The sequence below is a fragment of the Parasphingorhabdus flavimaris genome, assembly GCF_013371215.1.
Classification (GTDB): Bacteria; Pseudomonadota; Alphaproteobacteria; order Sphingomonadales; family Sphingomonadaceae; genus Parasphingorhabdus; species Parasphingorhabdus flavimaris.
This window is the reverse complement of record NZ_JABWMH010000003.1, coordinates 264,272-282,928: the sequence shown is the minus strand read 5'-3', so window position 1 is coordinate 282,928 and position 18,657 is coordinate 264,272. Positions and strand designations below refer to the sequence as shown.

Annotated in this window: 19 protein-coding genes and 1 tRNA gene; 17 read left to right on the top strand and 3 right to left on the bottom strand. The window is 55.1% G+C overall.

Annotated elements, in window-relative coordinates:
- The first annotated feature begins 7 nt into the window (after positions 1-7).
- Positions 8-595 (top strand): uracil-DNA glycosylase family protein, encoded by a 588-nt coding sequence (locus tag HUO14_RS10285; RefSeq protein WP_176279811.1) that lies wholly within the window; start codon positions 8-10, stop codon positions 593-595.
- On the opposite strand, the gene HUO14_RS10280 is transcribed toward HUO14_RS10285, so the two are convergent.
- Positions 592-1,083 (bottom strand): flavodoxin family protein, encoded by a 492-nt coding sequence (locus tag HUO14_RS10280; protein ID WP_176279810.1) that lies wholly within the window; start codon positions 1,081-1,083, stop codon positions 592-594. The genes HUO14_RS10285 and HUO14_RS10280 overlap by 4 nt on opposite strands.
- Positions 1,084-1,148: 65 nt before the next feature.
- Here HUO14_RS10280 and recJ point away from each other — a divergent pair, with 65 nt between their 5' ends.
- The 4 genes from recJ to HUO14_RS10260 all read left to right on the top strand — a co-directional run bounded on the left by recJ (position 1,149) and on the right by HUO14_RS10260 (position 4,949).
- Positions 1,149-2,915, top strand: a complete 1,767-nt coding sequence (recJ, locus tag HUO14_RS10275) for a single-stranded-DNA-specific exonuclease RecJ (protein WP_176279809.1) — start codon at positions 1,149-1,151, stop codon at positions 2,913-2,915.
- Positions 2,916-3,117: 202 nt separating this feature from the next.
- Positions 3,118-3,192, top strand: a tRNA-Glu gene (locus HUO14_RS10270).
- Between the two features lie 335 nt (positions 3,193-3,527).
- Entirely contained in the window at positions 3,528-4,352 is an 825-nt protein-coding gene (locus HUO14_RS10265; protein WP_176279808.1) for a formate/nitrite transporter family protein, read from the top strand.
- Positions 4,353-4,772: 420 nt separating this feature from the next.
- Positions 4,773-4,949 (top strand): DUF6771 family protein, encoded by a 177-nt coding sequence (locus tag HUO14_RS10260; RefSeq protein ID WP_246255486.1) that lies wholly within the window; start codon positions 4,773-4,775, stop codon positions 4,947-4,949.
- Positions 4,950-5,198: 249 nt separating this feature from the next.
- On the opposite strand, the gene HUO14_RS10255 is transcribed toward HUO14_RS10260, so the two are convergent.
- Positions 5,199-5,885, bottom strand: a complete 687-nt coding sequence (locus HUO14_RS10255) for a Crp/Fnr family transcriptional regulator (RefSeq protein WP_176279806.1) — start codon at positions 5,883-5,885, stop codon at positions 5,199-5,201.
- Positions 5,886-6,708: 823 nt separating this feature from the next.
- Between HUO14_RS10255 and HUO14_RS10250 the strand changes: the two genes are divergently transcribed.
- The 8 genes from HUO14_RS10250 to HUO14_RS10215 all read left to right on the top strand — a co-directional run bounded on the left by HUO14_RS10250 (position 6,709) and on the right by HUO14_RS10215 (position 13,804).
- Positions 6,709-7,440 (top strand): Crp/Fnr family transcriptional regulator, encoded by a 732-nt coding sequence (locus HUO14_RS10250; protein WP_176279805.1) that lies wholly within the window; start codon positions 6,709-6,711, stop codon positions 7,438-7,440.
- A 601-nt stretch (positions 7,441-8,041) separates the two neighbouring features.
- A complete protein-coding gene (locus HUO14_RS10245) occupies positions 8,042-8,314 on the top strand; it encodes a hypothetical protein (RefSeq protein ID WP_176279804.1) in 273 nt (90 codons plus the stop codon).
- A complete protein-coding gene (locus tag HUO14_RS10240; RefSeq protein WP_176279803.1) occupies positions 8,311-8,925 on the top strand; it encodes a hypothetical protein in 615 nt (204 codons plus the stop codon). The genes HUO14_RS10245 and HUO14_RS10240 overlap by 4 nt, the downstream gene beginning before the upstream one ends.
- A gap of 27 nt (positions 8,926-8,952) precedes the next feature.
- The gene (locus tag HUO14_RS10235) at positions 8,953-9,984 is read left to right on the top strand and encodes a hypothetical protein (RefSeq protein ID WP_176279802.1); all 1,032 of its coding nucleotides are present in this window, start codon (positions 8,953-8,955) and stop codon (positions 9,982-9,984) included.
- Positions 9,985-10,219: 235 nt separating this feature from the next.
- Positions 10,220-10,876, top strand: coding sequence for a C39 family peptidase (locus HUO14_RS10230; protein WP_176279801.1), 657 nt, complete (start codon positions 10,220-10,222; stop codon positions 10,874-10,876).
- A gap of 12 nt (positions 10,877-10,888) precedes the next feature.
- Positions 10,889-11,719: a hypothetical protein gene (locus HUO14_RS10225; RefSeq protein WP_176279800.1), complete on the top strand. Its 831-nt coding sequence runs from the start codon at positions 10,889-10,891 to the stop codon at positions 11,717-11,719.
- A 53-nt stretch (positions 11,720-11,772) separates the two neighbouring features.
- On the top strand, positions 11,773-12,363 hold the full coding sequence (locus tag HUO14_RS10220; protein WP_176279799.1) for a peptidoglycan-binding domain-containing protein: 591 nt from the start codon (positions 11,773-11,775) through the stop codon (positions 12,361-12,363).
- Positions 12,364-12,406: 43 nt separating this feature from the next.
- Entirely contained in the window at positions 12,407-13,804 is a 1,398-nt protein-coding gene (locus HUO14_RS10215; protein WP_176279798.1) for a hypothetical protein, read from the top strand.
- 536 nt (positions 13,805-14,340) lie between these two features.
- Here the strand turns inward: HUO14_RS10215 and HUO14_RS16505 are convergent.
- Positions 14,341-15,096 carry a TehB-like domain-containing protein gene (locus HUO14_RS16505; protein ID WP_335646755.1) on the bottom strand — a complete coding sequence of 252 codons (756 nt, stop codon included), beginning with the start codon at positions 15,094-15,096 and terminating at the stop codon, positions 14,341-14,343.
- Positions 15,097-15,155: 59 nt separating this feature from the next.
- Between HUO14_RS16505 and HUO14_RS10205 the strand changes: the two genes are divergently transcribed.
- The 4 genes from HUO14_RS10205 (at position 15,156) to pal (ending at position 18,640) form a co-directional block, all read left to right on the top strand.
- Positions 15,156-15,584, top strand: coding sequence for an RrF2 family transcriptional regulator (locus HUO14_RS10205; RefSeq protein WP_176279797.1), 429 nt, complete (start codon positions 15,156-15,158; stop codon positions 15,582-15,584).
- A gap of 96 nt (positions 15,585-15,680) precedes the next feature.
- Positions 15,681-17,204: an ATP-binding protein gene (locus tag HUO14_RS10200; protein ID WP_176279796.1), complete on the top strand. Its 1,524-nt coding sequence runs from the start codon at positions 15,681-15,683 to the stop codon at positions 17,202-17,204.
- Entirely contained in the window at positions 17,201-17,890 is a 690-nt protein-coding gene (locus HUO14_RS10195; protein ID WP_176279795.1) for a response regulator transcription factor, read from the top strand. Before HUO14_RS10200 ends, HUO14_RS10195 begins: the two co-directional genes overlap by 4 nt.
- Before the next feature lie 234 nt (positions 17,891-18,124).
- A complete protein-coding gene (pal, locus tag HUO14_RS10190) occupies positions 18,125-18,640 on the top strand; it encodes a peptidoglycan-associated lipoprotein Pal (RefSeq protein WP_176279794.1) in 516 nt (171 codons plus the stop codon).
- Positions 18,641-18,657 lie beyond the last annotated feature (17 nt).

Sequence of the window (18,657 nt, the reverse complement as noted above, 5' to 3'; positions counted from 1 at the left end):
GGGATCGATGCTGCGTAATAACGGGCAACTCGAGGCGTTACTAAAAGAAGTCCGCGCCTGCACGATCTGCACAGGCCTGCCCTTGGGCCCCAAACCGTTGCTGCAGGCAGACAGCGCCGCGCAGATTCTGCTGGTCGGCCAGGCGCCGGGCAGCAAGACCCACGAGAAAGGCCGCCCGTTCGACGATGTCAGCGGCAAACGGCTGCGCGGCTGGCTGGGCGTCACCGAAGAGCAATTTTATGATCCGCGCCTGTTTGCCATCATCCCGATGGGTTTCTGTTTTCCCGGCACCGGCCAAGGCGGCGACATGCCGCCGCGACCGGAATGCGCGCCGGCATGGCGCCAGCCGCTGCTGGATGCCCTGCCGAATATCAGGCTGACGCTGGTGCTCGGCCAATATGCGATGAACTGGCATCTCGGCGATCGGAAATCCCGCACGCTCACCGACACGGTAAAGCGCTGGCGGGAATTCTGGCCGGAGCTCTTGCCCCTGCCCCATCCCAGCCCGCGCAACATCCGCTGGTTCAAGGCCAATCCCTGGTTCGAGACCGATGTCATCCCGTTCTTGCAGGATCGCGTGAGGGAACTGACCTAGAAAACCCCCATGGCCAGCCCGGCCGAGAGCGTCGCGCCGGTTTCCGCGCAGCGCTGGCGATCGCTTTCACCGATCGTCTTCGGCGCCAATATCTGTTCTTGGGTCTGCGCGTGGGTGCAGATGATCAGGCTGTCGATCACCTTCCTGAGACGCCAGCCGGTGGCGATCCGTTCCAGCTGGACCTTCGCATTTTCGCCATCCGATCCGGCGCAGATCATCGCGGCATAGGGGCGCCCCTCGATCCTGCCGAGCAAGGGATAATAGCAGCGGTCGAAAAAGGCCTTCATCACCCCGGCAATCGCGGCGAGGTTTTCAGGCGTCGCAAAAATATAGCCGTCGGCGGACAGCATGTCATCGGGCCGGCAATCTTCCGCGCGAACGACGCGCACTTCGGTGCCGTCTTCCTGTCGCGCAGCTTCAGCAGCAGCCTCGACCATCTGGGCGGTGCCGCTGGTATAGCTGTAATAGACGATCAGAAGATTTTTCATCGCCTGCCCCCTAACAAGTAACAGACCGATTGTCAGCGCTTCAGGTTTCACGCATAGCGCGGACCATGAACGCAGTATTGAACGTCGAAAAATCCCTGTCCGGCCAGAGCTGGCGCTGGCGCAGCACCAGCGCCGACGCGCGCGATCCCGGATTTCAGCCTGATGATCTGGTCACCCAATTGCTGCTGGCCCGGGGCGCCAGCCGCGAAACGCTGGAGGTCAACCGCGACCCGACGATCCGCGGCTTCATGCCCGATCCATCGGTATTCCAGGATATGGACGTAGCGGCAGATCGACTGGCCCTGGCCATCAGGAACCAGGAAAAGGTCACGATATTCGGCGACTATGATGTTGATGGCGCAACCAGCGCCGCCTTGCTGATCCGTTTGCTGAGGGACCTCGGGCTCGATGCGGGCTATTATATCCCCGACCGCCTGATGGAGGGCTATGGCCCGTCCGGTGAGGCCCTGGTCAAGCTCGGCGAACAGGGCAGCAATCTTGTGGTGACGGTCGACTGCGGGGCCATGGCTTTTGAAGCGCTCGACATGGCCGACAAGGCGGGTGTCGAGGTGATCGTGGTCGACCATCACAAATGTGCGGTCGAATTGCCCAAGGCGCTGGCATTGGTCAATCCCAACCGGCTGGATGAAAGCGAGGCCGGCGCCGAACACGGCCATCTCGCCGCTGTCGGCATGGCCTTCCTGCTCGGCGCTGCTCTCGTGAGGACGCTGCGCAACAAGGGTTTCTTTGCGAATCGAGCCGAACCCAAATTGCTCGAGCTGCTGGATATCGTGGCCCTGGGCACGGTGGCCGATGTGGCCCAGTTGCGCGGACTCAACCGCGCCTTCGTCGCGCAGGGCATCAAGGTCCTCGCCGGGCGGCAGAATGTCGGCCTCTCTGCCCTGATCGACGCCAGCCGCCTGAAACGCGCACCGGTATGTTCGGACCTCGGCTTCGCGCTGGGCCCGCGGATCAATGCCGGCGGACGGGTCGGCAAGTCCGATCTTGGCGTGCGATTGCTGATCACGCAGGACCCGGAAGAAGCGCAGGCGATTGCCGCGGAACTCGACCATCTCAACCAGGAACGCCGCGCGATCGAGGCCCATGTGCTCGAGGAAGCCGACGCCATGTGTTCCTCGCAGCAGAATCAGGCGGTGGCAGTGCTCTCGGCCAGAGGCTGGCATCCCGGCGTGATCGGTATTGTCGCCGGCCGGATCAAGGAGAAGCTGAACCGTCCCGCCATCATCATCGCCGTCGATGAAGAAGGGATCGGCAAAGGCTCCGGACGTTCGATTTCCGGCATTGATCTCGGTGCAGCGATCATCGCGGCCAAGGACAGCGGCCTGCTGATCGCCGGTGGCGGTCACGCAATGGCTGCCGGCATCACCATTGACGCGGACAAGGTCGATGCATTTTCGGAATTTCTCAACGACCGGCTGGCGGACAGCGTCGGCAAGGCTCAGGATGGCAAGGCCCTGTTGGTCGACGCTCTGCTTTCCCCAAGGGGCGTCAATCCGACCATCGTCGAGGCAATGGACGGCGCCGGCCCCTATGGCATGGGCTGGCCCGCGCCGCGCGTCGTGACCGGTCCGGTGCGAATCGTCAAATGCGATATTGTCGGAACCGACCATGTCCGGATGATCGTCGCAGGCGATGACGGCGCATCGATCAAGACAATTGCCTTCCGCGCGGCGGAAACCGATCTCGGCCAGGCACTGCTCAACGCGCCAAGGGGACGAAAATTGTGGATCGCGGGGCGCGCCAAGATCGATGACTGGGGCAGCCGCCCGTCGGCGGAAATCCACCTGGAAGACGCCGCCTGGGCCGATTGAGAATGGCCCGGAAGCGCATTATTCCGGTCCCGCTGCCGCCTTCTCCACTGTGATAGCAAAGATGTACGCGGGCAGATGGGCCTCACGCCACGAGCCGTTTGAGAGGGCTTCAGGAAATAAGCCCGAAAAACCGGCTAAAAGAGGGTTGACCAAAGTCCAGTGCCCCCCTAATGGCCGTTGCTCGCTGACCAGCAATTGGTATGGCCCCTTCGTCTAAGGGTTAGGACGCGGCCCTTTCACGGCTGAAATACGGGTTCGAATCCCGTAGGGGTCACCATTATAAAAAATCTTGGATTTTTTCCGTAGGCTTGCACCAAGCTCAGGCTTTTTGATCTCCCCTTAATACAGCTTTGGCCCTCTGTTCGCAGCCGACATTCAGTGTCAACGTGTGAGCCAGTGGTAAAGCGCTCAACCACTGGAGACATTCCGGTGCCGGTTTGTTTTCGGGTCTGCTGGTGTCGACCTTTGCACCTCATGGCACCGATATCCAATATCGGCGTGTGACCAGTCGCCGGAGCTTCAGCCATCTCTGTTCTCGTGAATGGCAGGCTGCCTGACCTCTCTTCATGCATCCGGGGGATGGTCGAACGTCCGAACAACATGAGGAACATCATGGCTGAACCCAATCCGACAGGCCTCGACGCCTACAAGCCTTCCGAGATCTATGCGCTGGTGGATAGAGCGGGCGTGCAGAAAGCCGGCCTCGGGCTGTCGCAGCTGCTCGTGCTCTCCATTCTGGCCGGTGCATTCATCGCGCTCGGCGCGGCCGCCTTTACGATGGTCATGACCGGAACCGACATGTCCTTCGGACCGGCTCGATTCTTGGGTGGCATCGTCTTTTCGCTCGGGTTGATTCTGGTGATTGTGGCAGGTGCGGAACTGTTTACCGGCAATGCGCTGCTGGCGATAGCGGTCGTGGAAAAACTAGTGTCCCCGGGCCAGCTGCTCCGCAACTGGACCATCGTCTACATCGGCAATTTCGCTGGAGCCATTCTGATCGCGGGACTGGTCTGGGCATCGGGGCTTTTGAACGCCGGCCTCGGCGAAACGGCAATCGACATCGCCGAATCGAAAGCCGCTCTCGGCATGACGGAAGCATTTGCGCGCGCGATCCTGTGCAATATCCTGGTCTGTCTTGCGGTCTGGCTCTCGCTCGCCGCGCGATCGGCGGCCGGGAAAATTCTGGCCATCATATGGCCGATAGCCAGTTTCGTTCTGCTTGGCCTGGAACACTCGATCGCCAACATGTATTTCTTTCCGCAGGCGATGCTGGCCGGCGCTGGCGTCGACTGGACAGATTTTGGTCAAAACCTGCTGATCGTCACGTTGGGCAATATTGCAGGAGGCGCAGGCGGTGTCGCGCTGGCATATCGGCTGGCATATCGGCTGGCATACGGGAATTCCGAGGATCGGGGAGATATTGTCAACGATCAATAGCCGATTCTAGATCGTGATTTGTCCGAACCTTCCGTTTCAATAGCGTGTCCTTGGTCAGACAACTCCCACGAAGTGCGGAGACGAGAAAGGCACTGGCTTGGCGCTGACGAGTTCGAGAGTTCAATGCTCTCTCGCAACAGTTTTTGTTCAGCTTGGTGAAAATTAGTTTCCTTCGAAAAGTGCCCAAACGTGGGTGCGCACTTGCGTATGGCATGGGTGATGGGTTGGATAAGGGGGATCGTTGGTAATGCGGGAAGCAGAGGTTCGAATTCCCCTGTATCAATGGACCAATTTGCTCAGTCCTGTGTTTCAGTAGCGCCCGTAAAATTCAGTGGATCGGTCTAATAGATATTGCGCCGGACCCCTTTGATGTGTTTTTATCGAGATATGGAGCGACTCGAACTCACGTTTGAAAGCAGCATGATTTATGAGGTGATTGCAAAAACACCTGATTGGTTGCGCCATGATCTCGCATCGCAAAAACCGGATCTGCGCAAGCGCGCCGAAGATGCATTAACGGTCCAGATTTCGAGCCACCTCGTCCTCCCTGAGGAATATTACGATGATCAATTGCCGCTGCCGCTACCTCTGCAATGATTGCCCCGTAAACGCATGATCTCAACAGTATTGAAGATCATCACGCCTGGGAGGAAATCATGGTCCCAGTTTGGATCAGGCACCAAGCCAGTCGGCAAGCATTGGGCAACGGCTGAAAATATCCGATCGCCCTGTCGCGTTGTTAAATGTTTTTTATGCGAGGGCTCTTCATCATACCAACCCTAGGTCGAATTTCGACTATCTACGCAATCCACGCTCAATCTCACAGCCGATCCGTAAACCGCCACGCTAGTTCCGTATGCTTTTGCCAAACGGGGCTATGGTTTCCCGGTAGCAAGCTTCAGGTGGTCCGTATGAATCGCCAGCCGCTTTCTCAAGCAAGCTGCGGTCCTTTACAGTGACTTTTCCACGACTGGATCTGATCGCACCATATCCCTCCAGCACATGCAGGGTCAAAGTCACACCTGATCGCTGGGCGGCGATCATCATCGCCATAAACTCGTGGGTCAAATAAATATCATCGCCATCGGTCCGGTCGTGACACATCAACAACCAGCGCGCGAGACGCGTCTCGATGCTATGATGGGCGTTGGACACAACGCTGGAAGCCGTTTGGATCATGAATGTGTTGATGTAACGCAGCAGAAGATCGCGCAGGGTCCGGCTCGCGTTTACGGCTTCACGCAAATGCGCAGCATTGATCGTCAGGGCGGTGCCGCCATCGACCTGCATGAAGGTGTCATGGGGGGTTTGGGCATTGCCCAGTAAAACCGGTGCGGCGGAAAATCCTTCCCGGCCAAAAATGCCGACTTCCGTCTGCTCGCCGCTATCGTTGCGTGCTACCACCGATGCAATTCCGCCCTCGAGGAAATAGATAGTGTCAATCGGCGAATTGGCCGCAACCAACAGTTGCCGGTGGCCCAGATCCGAGCGGCTAACAAAAGGGGCCAATTTTGACCAATCGTCATCAGACATGGCCTGAACTAGAATATTGTTGCTATCCGAAATCGGCAAGAAAATTTCGCTTTCACTCAACTGGGTGAAGTGAAAACTGTTCGCTCCGCCGCTCCGATACCCTGTTCTTGGGAGCGATACCGATGATATTGACCCTACATTCGGTTAACACCACAAAATAAACTGTGCGATATCAGACAAATGGGAACTAGCGAAACGGTTATAACACAGTCGAAGGCACATTGATTGTGGATAGTGGATGAGCCCGCAACAATGTAATTTGCGCCGCTCCTGGTCCATTTCCAGCCGCTATCATTGGCTTCGGGTCTTTGGGTTTCTTACCAACCAGGCAATGGCTCAAAATTCGCCAGCCCAGGTTCAATCCGCAGAAGCAATGGGCGATCGGTGGTCGAGGATAAAATACTAAAAGTTGAACGGCAACGCATGCGAAAACGTCCCGACTTTCTGTTCGGCATCAGACAGTTTCCCGATCGACCGAACCTCTGGGACCAAAGAGCCGTCGATGTTGGCGTCGCATCTCCGGAAGGAAACACAGATAGTTCTTAAACTAGCTATACGAATGAATTGAATAAGTTAAATTACTTGAAGGCAATCAATGCCGCGATTTCGATTTATTAAAGGCTAAAACGAGTTCGTTCAAAAAGATAAATCCAGGAGCACTTTGCTTTGAAAGTTACGTACTAATACTAACGTTGACTCTCAACTGGTGTCCGAGCTAATTTCCAAACATCAGGGAATCAGGAAAGTTCTCAGATTGTAGGGGTCGCATGAAAATATCGGAATCGAAAGATTCCGTTTATTAGAAAGCAGGGATTGCGGTCAAATGCACTATCAGAACCCCACAACCAACATATCAAATCTCGCCAGCCGAACAGAGGCACGGCAACTCGATTTTTCCGGGTCATGGGACATCGATTCTCTGAAGCAAATAATCCTAGAGGAAGGCTTGCGTAGCTCTATCCAGAGAGGGAAATTTGTCTTCCGACAGGGTGAAGTCGTTGATAAAATCTACCTGATTCAATCAGGGTGCGTCGCTTTTACAAGACATTGTGCGGAAGGGCATCGGCAGGTTCTGGATTTCTTTTACCGTGAGTCCGTTTTTTCTGATCTCCCGGAAGATTCTCAACCAACCACATTTTCCGCTCAATGCCTTTTGGACACTCAAGCCTACGCACTTTCCAAGGCTAGTCTCAGGCGGATCGCGACAATTACGCCCGAAATATTTCAGGCGGTGAATTCATTGATGCTCAGGCTATTGAGTCAGGCCTATGATAGCCTTTACAATATTGGATGCCGGCACGGCGTGGAGCGTGTCGCGTTCACGCTATGCAAAATATTTGATGGCTTCAATGCCGGCATTGATGTCGATTCAGCCCGATTTGATTGCAATATTCCGATCCGTCAGATTGATATCGCCGACGCTATTGGTGTTACCCCTGTTTACCTCAACCAGATTCTAAAATCTTTAAAAGAGGATGGTGTGATAGATATCAATAAAGGAACCATCAACATCACCAATATTAAAATATTAAAAGATATCTGCAACTATGAATAATTTTCTTCAATCAAAAGATTCATATAATTGAATCAGATATATGATATTATAATCACACAACTCTTAATTTGCTGTTATTGATTGAATTTAACCACGTATGTATACCCAAAACCTCTACATGTGAATTGACTTGCTGCAAAGTGAGGCAACGATAATATCTACATATTACTTTGGTAATATTTCTATTGTCGTATTTTACAAGTATTATTCACTTATATTGGATTAATGTATAGCGCAGTTATTATAGATATAATATCATCTGAATAATTAATTTGCCTATATATTTGATAGATTACTGAATAGATTATTTTTAGTAATTATTGAGCGCGTTTGTCGCTGAGATATTTGGGTAAATATTATGACAAAACTACAACTACATTTCAGAAAAATAACGAAAGCTTTGTCTTGCTCTTCAGCGGTTGCAATCGTAGCCGCACTAGCTGCGCCCCACTCGGCTTTGGCGCAGGAAGCGACTGCTACGCCCGCTTCCGAAACCAAGGCCGCAGGCCAATTCATCTATTCCCGCGATGTCTCCTATGGCCACGCAATTGGGTTTCGCACGCCAGGCCGGGATCATTCGGTAGAGACCGGGCCCACCCAATTGATACTGTCCACCCTGACAACCGGGCTCCAGCCGATCAGCGATACCGAAAGTGCCGGCATCGTTGCGGGCTCCTCTCGGGACGTAGGGCTGATTGGCAGCCACGTTTCGCTTGGCGTCGATGCATTAACCGGAGGGTCGGGTACAAACAGTTCCGCCGCATCGCTCGGCAATATGCAGGGCTCCATCGTCAACGGCGCAGTAGGTCAAGCGTCTGGTGCAATTCGCGACGCTCTTGGAAGCGTCCGCGGAATTCTGGGTGGCGGACAGTGACATCGAAGCTCATCATTCGCAGCGCTGCATTTGCCGCATTCACTCTTGCTCCGGTTGCAGCATTGGCAGCCCAGGATGCGCCTCAATCCACCGATGAAATAGTGGTGCCCGCAAATACTGCCGCTGCCAGCAGCGGCCGCATCGCGGTCAACATCGCGTCGGGCGACAACAATCAGCAATTGGGGGACGCGGCTATCGCTATCGGCGACATCGCACTTGTGACCGAGACCGCTATTCAGCGGCTGATCGGCCCCGCTCCGACCGACCACATCACCAGCATTACCATAGAGGATGGCGCCTTCGCTGGCACCAATGGCCTCACCAGCATCAACATAACCGCCGGATCACAGAACCAGATGGCGAATCTGGCTGCGCTGGCGATTGGAAATAACGGTGCCATGTCTGACCAGCTACTGGAACAGACCCGGGCGCCCATCGAACCGAAAGGGGGCAGCCCGGAAGGAGCCCTGCCATCCAATGACCGCATCGCTATCGGTGATACGGCCTTTGGCAACGGCAACGGCCTGATTCAGGTAAACCTCATCGGCGGCGAAGGCAATTCCTCCGCCAACACCTTCGCTCTCTCAATCGCGAGCGACGGATCACCATGAAGCAACTCAAACTCAAGGAGAAGTAAGATGCGAAATATTCTAATGGCCTCAGCAGCCGGATTGGCATTCATTGCCACACCGGTATTGGCGAATGGCAATCACAACGGCGGAGCCGATGGAGAAAGCTCGGTCGAAGTAGATCTTCGCTATGCCAACAATATCGACACCAGCCTCACCACAGACGTTACCTACAAAAAACATGTTGGGTTGATCGGCGGCGCATTGGTGCTCGGTATCGTCGACGTTGACAGCTCGGCAGTAGCCGTGACCGACGCCAAGCAATTGCAGCAAGGTGTTAACGTGAATTATCGCGAGGAAAACGAGCTGAACGGTGAAAATGGCTATGTCGACCCGGTCTTCGGACCCGGATGGAGTGAGCCAGGTTTCAACGGTCCCGCCGGCCCCAATGGAGTCGCCGAAAGCCAGATCCGCGCCGGCTTCTTTTCCCCGATCATCAACACTGTTGATACGTTCAGCGTGTCAGGTTCGGGCAACATTGGCGTCAATCTGGCTGCCGGCTACTTCAACGACCAGATGAATGCTGCATCGATTGCGGTATCCAGCAATTCTGATCCGGAGGCCGCAGGCGGTTGGGCAGAAGCCTCGACCACGTCGCTGCAATCACAACTGGGTGTAGCCCAATTTGCGACCCCTGGCACCATTCTCGATGAGGATGATCCTGAAGAAGGCGGTGCGTTCAACAACTTCCGTGACCGTAATACCGTCATGGGCGGGACCGTTACAGGGTCGGGTAACATTGGCGTCAATGCAGCTGCGGGTAGTCTGAACCAGCAGGCAAACCTAATGACGTTGGCGGTCGCCAACGACACCACGCTTGCTGAAGCGAATTCGGGTCTGATTCAGGCTTCGACGCTTTCGTTCGTGGAACAGCAGGACAGCATAAACTTGGTTAGCGGACTGACGCTTAACGGTGCATCCGGTAATATCGGCGTCAACTTTGCTGCAGGTGCTGGCAATCAGCAGCTGAATTCGCTGACTATTGCTGCATCGCAAGGTGGAGCGCCAAGCGATCCAGGTGATCCAAGCGATCCTAGCTGATCCAGCAGTCCGTTCGGGCGGTTGTGCTGACCCCAGAAGATCCCACCGCCCGCTGGGGGGAGGGCAATTGCCAAACTGGCAATGCCCTCCCTTCATCGACCAGTTTTCCGGCCATTTCCTTTAACCAACGAGTAAAGAGCTATCTGCTATGTTCCGTTACCCGGCAAATCTTCACCAGGCATCGAGCGCCCTCTGGGCGATAGCTCCAGTGCTCGCGATTGGCTTGTCCGGATGCATGACAGCACCGGCCCAAAATCCGCCGCTATGGCTGGGACAGACGTCGGAAGGCGCCCGGACCACACAGGTAACGCTCACCAGTTGGAAAGACCGCAAATTTATCGGTCTCGTCCGCCAACAGACTGATTTCAGTTGTGGCGCGGCCGTAATGGCAACAATTTTCAATGAAGCCTTCGGACGGACCACTACCGAGCAGCAGGTTCTGGTGAACATGCTCAAGGTCGCCGATCCCGACATCGTGAGGGACAAGGGGTTTTCGCTGCTCGACATGAAGAATTATGCGCGCTTGATCGGGATGGAAGCCGAAGGTTACCGGCTAGATTATGACAAGCTCACGCAGCTTGACCTGCCATCAATCGCGCTGCTGGACATCAAGGGATACAAGCATTTCGTCGTCATCCGCAAGGCGTTTGCTGATCGGGTGGCCGTTGGCGATCCGGCATTGGGCAACCGTATGATGAGCCGCAAGGAATTTGAAAAATCCTGGAATGATGTCGCGTTTGTGGTCGCGGGTGAAGGATATGATCCCGAAAATGATTTGATCGACCCGCCTTCACCGCTTTCGGCCAAGCGCCTGCTAGACCTTCACGCATCCCTTCCCGCTGCCGAAACTGCCGAGTTCGGCAACAACGCAGCTTTCAGTTTCTCATTTTGATGGAGAGTTACAATGCGCACATCAAACATATCTCGATCTTCACTGGCGCTGGGCCTAGTCGGTGCAGCCTGCCTTTCAGCCGCAAGCCCGACCGCAGCACAAAACAGTTTGTCGCGATTGGCGGCAATGGGCGAAGCTTTGCCCGATTCTGAGCTGGCAGACATGCGGGGCAAATTCGTGCGCCAGGATAATGTCTCTTTCTTTGGCATTACCCTGCTCACCAGTTGGCAGGATGTGCAGGGCATTACGACCAACGCGCGCCTCGTCTTCAGTGTGGATTTTCTGAATATTGGCAATGACGGTCAGCCCGCTCCGGCCCTGATGATCGGTTGGCAGCGCGACGGCGATCCGACGATGGATGTTACTGACACCCATTCCGGCTATGTTCCCTATTTGACGACCGCAAATGTTCTTTCGGTTGGCGGGATCGACACGCATCAAGGCGCGGCGCAGGCCAATGTGATTGCCGGTGCCAACAATTTCTCGCGCAACAATTTGGGGATTGCGATAGTGCCGGCATCGGCGATGCCGTCACTATCGATGTCCGGCTTGCAAGCAGCCGACGGAACTACCAGCCTCGGTTTCGCCGATGGAGACCAATTGCAGTTCCTGATGGAAAACAACCAGATCGGCATTGTCATGACCGGCGGTGAAGGGCTCGACAGTTCGCTTCAGTCATTGGGCGGCAATGTCGGCCAAATGCTGCAGCAGACCATGCTCAACACCGACGGCAATTCGATCCTAAACTCGGCGTCGATCATTCTGGCGGCGGACAACTTTGGCCAGCAGAAAGGGGTCAAAATCGATAATGCGCTCAGTGCGATGAAAGGTCATCGTTATTGATCCGGACGCGTTTTTAATCTAATTTGGCCAACAGGCCCTCTGGGGAAAATATGATGAAAAAGTGGATCTTGGCATCATTTGCTGCGGCGGCAGTGGGGACGATTGCCCAAGCTGCGGAGCCGACCGACAATGCGTTCGCAGTCGAAGGAGCCGGCAGGCTGGATTGTACAGCCTTCACTGCAGCGCGCGAAGACAAGTCTTCTGCTGAATATCAGCGAATGATCGGCTTCGTGGAAGGCTATCTCAGCGCAGCCAATCGATATGAGCCAAACACATTCGACTTGACCCCGTGGCACAATGCCGCAGCCTTCGACATCATTCTGAAATCCCACTGCGCAGACCATAAAGAAGACACGCTGGTGAGCGTGGTGCAACGAATGGTTACCGGCCTGCGGCCAGTCCGCATTGCGCAATTTTCGCCCCTGGTTGAAGTAGGTGACGCGAACCACCAGGCCTTTGTTTACGAAGCCATTCTTCGCAGGTCACAAGCCGCGTTGAAAACCCGTGGTCTCTACAAGGGCGATGAGGATGGCAAGTTTTCTACCGAAATGCGTGATGCGCTGATGGCGTTCCAGCGACAAAGTTCCCTGACGGCCACCGGCGTGCCTGATCCCGCCACATTGTGGACCCTCCTCAATCCCTGATCATGGCTAGCGCTGTCCGGCGCCAAGAACTGGAGCATGTAAAATGCACAAATATTTCTCATCACACGTTTCGATCATCGGAATCGCCGCGGCTGGGTTAGCTGTTGGCGGGCCTGCAGCCGCATCAGCACAGGATGTCGCAGCACCCGATGTAGCAGCGGCTTCAGAAATAGCTTCGCTGCGGAGTCAGGTGGCTGACCTGAAGGCGCGCGAAGCGGAGGCCGGGAAACGCGTCGAGGCGCTCGAAGCGCGGCTCTTGCGGCTCGAGGGTATCGCTACGAGTTCGGTTTTGCTTGATATCGATACGGAAACGATCTTGCTTGATGAGGCCGCTATCATGCGCGGAACATATGCCGTTTCCGAAGCCAGAGCCAGGCCATCTGATCCCTTGTTTCCTCATTTACCGGCTCCGACCCGTTTCACCGCATTGGAGGTGTTTCAGGATCAACCTCCGGGAACAACAGAGCCGGCTGATCGCAAAGCGCCCGCGCCGACTGCCGCGCAGGAGAATGTTACCAAGCAACAGCAAGGTACATTCGGACGCAGCTTCGGTGTCGAACTGGGGTTGTCATATACCCATTTCAGCAACGCCCGGATCAACCTCGATGGTTTTCTCGCGCTCGATGCTATCTTCCTTGGTTCTATCAGCATCGACCAGATCAATGCCGATATTTTCACGCTCGAACCGTCGATCGATCTTGGACTGAGTGATCGGTTGTTTGTCGATGCCAGCTTGCCCGTCCTGTCACGTATATCAAACTATCAGTCGGGCGGGGCCGGCGGATCCGCCGCGGGCCTTGTCGAGCGCACCGTTCGCGGAACCGGCATTGGCGATGCCAGTCTCGGGCTCAGCTATAGGCTACTACCGGAAAGCACGACCGCGCCTGATGTGGTGCTTAATACGCGGGTCAAATTCCCCACTGGGCGTCACCCCTTTGGGATCGAATTTGTCGAAGTGGAGGGAAGTGAAGGCAATCTATCGATCCCGGGACGGCTTTCCTACGGCACCGGTGTCTACGGCGCATCGGCAGGCGTGTCAGTGCTTAAAACCCTTGATCCAATGATCGTCTTCGGAAGCCTGACTTATTTCCACAATTTCGCGCGTGCGTTCGACGATATAGACGAGATACCAGGCAATCAGCCCGGCAATGTCAAGTTGGGCGACGCTTATCAGTTCGGAGGCGGCCTTGCGTTCGCGCTCAATGATAAATCGAGCATCTCAATGTCCTACACCCAGCGTATCGTCGAACGTACCCGGCTGACTCCCGACGACCAGGATGCGCGGGTTGTTGTCGGCAGCCAGGCGAACGTCGCTCTGGTCAATCTAGGCGCAACTTTTTCGCTTGCGGAAAACGTCGCGTTGGTCGCCAATGTTGGAGTGGGTCTGACCGATGACAGCCCAGACATGGCGATAAGCGTGCGGATACCGTATCGCTTCTAGGCAGGGAAGTCCGGTAAATATGGAGCCGGATAGGTGTGATGATAATCAGCGGCGCGTTGTCTGGGGATCATGTCCAACTGATTCATATTTTTCCGAATCAAAAACCTTGTTGTCCTTCGACTGTGAGAATAGCTCAACATGCGGTTGAGAGATTTGAATCCCAAGTTTTGCACCTACACGTCTGCAAGTTTTAGCAGATGCGGGCCTAATTGCTTAGCAATTTACAGGCCAGATTATCTTACAACAAGTTCAAGATTGCCTGAGAAATGACATGCTAACAATTCACAATTGCTTGAATACAGCTTTCCAGCGTAGGTACAGCGCGGTACAAAATAGGCGTTTAGCGTGATCAGAAAATAGCCGGAAACATAGGTTTTTTAGACGTTTAGGCTCCTCCCGTAGGGGGCACCATTATATTGCATGAGTTCTGATTTTGAACAGGCCTTCGGGGCGACATTGGAAAGTCTCTGCGGAGCTCAAAGTGGCGGCGAACTATTTTCCACAATATCCGCAACAAACATAGTCGAGCTGCTCGACTAATTATCTGCTTGATCCCCGCCGAGCGGATGGTTGTGATAAAATTCCACCTGCATTTTCATCGGGCCATCAGGCTTCACAAAATGCAGCGCCTGCGGCGGGATCGGTGCGGGATTATCGACGGTTACGGTTCGACTGGACGGTGGATCGACAAAGACAAGCTCCACCTCGCCCTCGAGCATCCGCAACAGTCCCCATGTCCCGTCCTTGGTGCTGTGGTGGCTGCGCAAGGCATCCGGCAAATTGTCCTGATCGAATATCGGCGAGGAGGCGTAGGGAGCGGCAGGCTTTTTGGAGACTGCCCTCAGACCGTCGCGCTGGACCTTGATACCGGTGAGCAAGCTGTCGGCGATCCGGCTCGCGGCCTCGCGAAACACCTGCGCGGCGGCATCATTGGGCACGACCGCATCGACAGTCTGGTTCCAAAGCACCAGCCAGCGATCGAAATGTTCATTGTCGAGGCCAGTTATGGCGATATGCTTGAGCATCGGATTGCCGCGAAAACGGCCTGATTCGAGCGTTACCGATGCCCAGAAATCCTTCATCCGCGCCAGATGAGGCGTCCAGTCGGTTACATGGGCCAGGAAGATCGGCCCGAGCAGTTCATCGCTGCGAATGGCGCTGTAAAAGGCCTCGACCAGATTGGATATCAGGGCATCATCGATACCGATTGCATTGGCCTGAGCCATTTTCTTCGCTCTCGCGCGTTCGGCATAGCTGACTTCGGTCATGATCTCGACTCGTATAAGGTGCATTTGAGATGCATTGTTTATACCGCTTGGCCGTTAATAGCAATATATGATATACATCTTTAATGAGATTGTCCGTCCAGACCGATTATGCGCTGCGCACCTTGATGTATCTGGCCGCGAATGACGGCCATCACTCGATCACCGAAATTGCCCGACAATATGGCATCTCGAAGAACCACATGATGAAGGTCGCCCAGCGATTGGTCGCGGAAGGATTTGTCGACAGCGTCCGCGGTCGCAGCGGCGGATTGTTGCTGAACCAACCCGCCGACGCGATCAATGTCGGCAAGGTCGTCCGCCGCTTCGAAGATACCGGAAATTTTGTCGAATGTTTCGACAAAGCCAGTAATGGCTGCGTCATAACCCCTGTTTGCGGCTTGCGGCATATTCTGGCCGACAGCGTCGAGGCGTTCATGCGGCATCTCGACGGGTTTACCGTCGCCGATCTGATTGGCGGCAATGTCAGGTTCCAGTCTGCGTGGGACCAGTAGAAGCCTGTTTCCTATCGGCCCGAATTGACGGGTAAAAGCAGGCGCCATAGAAAATCCGTGCATGTAGCTTTCCAATTTCTCCGCTATGGCGTTGCTATGGATTTCCCGAAGCTCAGCCAGATCCCGATGATTTTCGAACGACGCCCGCAAGATAGCGCGCGGGGTTATTTTTCGTTCTTCGTCGGCCTGGTGGTATTTGTTGCGGGAACTCTTGCGACCTATGTCGCGCAAAATGCCGATCGGCCGATCAGCGCCGCCCTGATCTACGTTTCTGCCGTCACCATAATCGGCGCCGTGAACGGCCTTCGCGGCGGCCTTCTTGCGGGCATTGGCGCATCATTCTTCTATAATTTCTTTTTCAGCGAACCCCTGCTTGATTTTGGCGTCACCACGTCCGACGAATATATTCCGCTGCTCGCTTTCAACCTGAGCGCTCTCCTGTCCGGCGCGCTGGCGGGACGGATCAACGACAGGGCCCGCGCGGCCGAGATGGCACAACAGAAAATCAACCTGCTGCTCGACATCAGCAACCAGCTTCAGACAGCAGTGCATCTTGAAGATATTGACCGCGCAATCGTCGAGACCGGCATATTTGATTCGACCGAGGATTTTGAAATTCATGCTCTCAGCGAAGAGAAATGGATTGCGGTCGAGGGCAAGGACCGCTGGCTGGCACAGGCACAGAAAGCCATTGATGGGGGTGATATTCAGCAAATTGACAATCAGAAAATTGCCTATCTTCTGTCATCCTCGCAGCGTCGCGTCGGGCTGCTGATCTGCAATCAGAACGCACAGAAATCCAAGCGGCTGAGCCAGATAGACTTTGCCGCGGTAGTGAACCTGCTCAGCATGGCTATCGACAGATTTGTCCTGCTCCACCAGAAATCGGAAGCAGAAGCCATGCGCCGATCCGAGGAGTTCAAGACCGCGCTGCTTTCATCAATTTCCCATGACATGCGCACACCGCTGGCCGCGATATCGGCATCCGCATCCAGCCTGGTATCTTATGGCGAAAAACTGCCCGAGGCGTCGCGCAAGGACATGCTTACGATCATTCAGGATCAATGCGAGCGGCTGAACCGCTATACGACCAATTTGCTCAATCTTGGCCGGCTTCAGGCCGGCATTTCTCCCGACCAGCTGGAAAGCCTCGATTTGGTGGAAATGCTGGGATCGGCAGTCAACACCGTAAAAGTCCATCATGGCGGACGGGACATCATCAAGTCCCTGCCCTTCGACGTCTGCACGGTGCGCGCCAATCCGGTCATGCTCGAGCAATTATTCTACAATATTCTCGAAAACGCGATCCAATATAGCCCCGATCCCGCGCCGATATTGATAACCGGGCACAAGCAGGGCCGATATGTCGAAATCGCCATTTCGGACCAGGGGTGCGGAATAGCGGCTTCCGAACTGGGCAGAATATTTGACCGCTTCTACCGTTCAGCAGAAAATGTCCGCAAGGAAGGACATGGCCTTGGTCTTTCCATCGCATCGGGATTTGCCCAGGCGTTCGGAGGCAGTATTTCGGCCCACAGCCCGCTGGAAAAGAGCAAGGGAACCAAAATCATCGTTAAACTTCCGGCTTCGGCAACGGCACCAGAAAGCATTGGCAAATGAACGCGAAAATATTGCTGGTCGATGACGAGACGGCGCTAATCCGGTCGCTGCAACCGGTCTTGACGGCGCAAGGCTATAGTGTCGAAGCAGCAGGAACCGCCGCCGAAGCGCTGAAAAAGGCGAAAGATACGGTGTTTGACATCATCCTGCTCGACCTCGGCCTGCCCGATGCGGACGGCAAGGAGATCATTTCGAAATTGCTGAGCTTCAACCCCGTTTCGATCCTCATATTGTCCGCCCGCCATCAGGAAGCCGAAAAGGTCGCGGCGCTGGATCAGGGGGCTGATGATTTCGTCAACAAGCCGTTCAATATCGAGGAGCTTCTGGCCCGTATCCGGGCCGCGGTCCGGCGCCTGAGGAACGAGGCCGTCAAGAGCCAGGAATTCCACTCCGGCCAATTGTCAATCGATTTCCGCAAACGGAAAGTCGTTCTGATGGACCAGGAGATCAAATTTTCTCCCAAGGAATTTGATCTGCTCGAAATATTGGCGCGTCATGCAGGGCAGGTCGTGACCCATCGGCAGCTGTTGCTGGCCGGCTGGAATGACCCCAATGTCGATACCCAGTATTTGCGCAGCTATATGGCTCTTATTCGCCAGAAACTGGAATATGATTCATCGCAACCGGAATATCTGCTCACCGAACCCGGCGTTGGCTATCGACTGGATATCGAATCTGAACATTGAAGATAGGATGACGCGGAAATCGTCGGGGTGGGCGATTGCCCGCGTCATCGCAGAGAGACTTCTCCCTGTCCATCCAGCCCCTGAAAAGGGCCAGCCCGTATTAGGACAAAACGTGCGGCGCTGTTACAATGGAATTCATATGTCCGTTGCGCTGGCAGGCACATATAAAATCCGTGGTAATTGCTGTTGCGAAAACCACCTATGAGGCGCGGGTAACAGTAAAAAGGTTGTCCCATGTCCAATTTTCCGATTTCGCCAAAACTGCTGTCCTTACCTCTGCTCATTGCCGCCTTGTCGCTGTCTGCCTGCAGCAAGAAAGCGCCTCAAGGCCTGCCGCCTGCGCCTGGCGACAATATGGATTACAATCAGGCACCCAGCGGGCCGATAAAGGGCAGCCAGGAAGACTTTTTGGCGAATGTAGCTGCCGACCGGATATTTTTCGAAACCGACCGGAGCAATGTGGATAGCGAGGACCAGGAGATAATGCGCAGCCAGGCCGCCTGGCTGGTCGCCAATCCCAGCGCCAGAATCCGGATCGAAGGCCATTGCGACGAGCGCGGAACGCGCGAATATAATCTTGCACTAGGCGAGCGCCGGGCAAATGCCGCGAAAAACTATCTGTCGACCCTTGGCGTGCAACTGTCGAGAATATCGGTCGTCAGCTATGGCAAGGAACGCCCCGATGCCCTGGGGTCGGACGAACAATCCTGGGCCAAAAACCGCCGCGCCGTGACGGTGACGGTCCGCTAGATATTGGAGAGGAACGA